A 1126-nucleotide genomic window follows, 5' to 3' on the forward strand; every position below is an offset into this window, starting at 1 on the left:
GTTGAATATAGAAACCTAGTTCAGCGAGCGCAGGCTCGGCCAATCTTGCCGCGAGTTCGCCATCTTTGACTCTTTCTGCAATAAGATCGGCGATTTTCGCGACGCTTTGGTTTGCTTTCTTGCTGAACTGTTTTAGCTCTTTAGATTGGTTTTCTAGCCAAGTAGGCAGCTCGCCATGTTCAAAGCGGTAGATGCCTTCTTCAAACTGAGATGGGTCGAACTGTTTAGTCAGTTGAGTGAGCGCAGGTATTAAGTTTTGCACCGAGTCTTGCAAGTCATTGCGGAATCGAGCGACACGTTTCTCATCAGCCAGTGATGAAAATTTACTGATTGACTGATTCAGCTTCTCTAGCCACGCTGCTGCGCCTTTTAAACTTGCGGATGCTGAAGCGTGATCACGGGCGACGTGAGGCAGGTGGTGAGCTTCGTCAAAGACATAAATCGTATTTTCTGGCTCTGGTAAGATTACGCCACCACCTAAGTCAGCATCAGCCATAACGAGAGAGTGATTCGCGATGATCACGTCATTTTTATCTAACTCAGAACGCGCCTTTTGAAACGGGCACCCTCTGTGACCTGGCAAACTGTTATTACAGCTGTGTTTGTCGCTGACAATCAATTGCCAGATGCGGTCGTCTATAGGTTTAGGCCAAGCGTCGCGGTCACCATCCCATTTCCCTTGAGCGAGTGAGCGATACATGGTTTCCAGTAATTCAATGTCTTTTTTCTTTGGCTTGGTCTCAAACATCGCTAGTTGACCGCCATCCACACCACTGGCTGTTGCGAGCTTTTCTGCGCAGCAGTAGCGCTGCCTACCTTTGGCAAGAATGAAAGAGAATTCTCTGTCTGTAATACGACGGAATAGAGGAAGGTCTTTATTCACTAGCTGTTCTTGAAGCGCGACGGTTGCCGTTGAGATAACGACTTTGCGGTTGTTATGCACGGCAACTGGTATAGCGGCCATCAAATAAGAAAGTGACTTACCGATCCCTGTGCCTGCTTCTGCTACCAGTATTCGATTGGACTTATGATATTGACCACAAAGCGTCTTTGCGATTTCAGCGACAAGATAGTTTTGAGCTCGTCTTGGTACAAAGTTATCGAGTTGGGCTTGTAGGTTTTGATA

General features: G+C 47.2%; 1 pseudogene. It reads right to left on the reverse strand.

Annotated elements, in window-relative coordinates:
* Positions 1-1126: pseudogene (locus tag R7P72_RS25430) on the reverse strand (DEAD/DEAH box helicase family protein); the annotation flags it as partial.

The organism is Vibrio sp. Vb0888 (genome assembly GCF_033338835.1).
Classification (GTDB): Bacteria; Pseudomonadota; Gammaproteobacteria; order Enterobacterales; family Vibrionaceae; genus Vibrio; species Vibrio alginolyticus.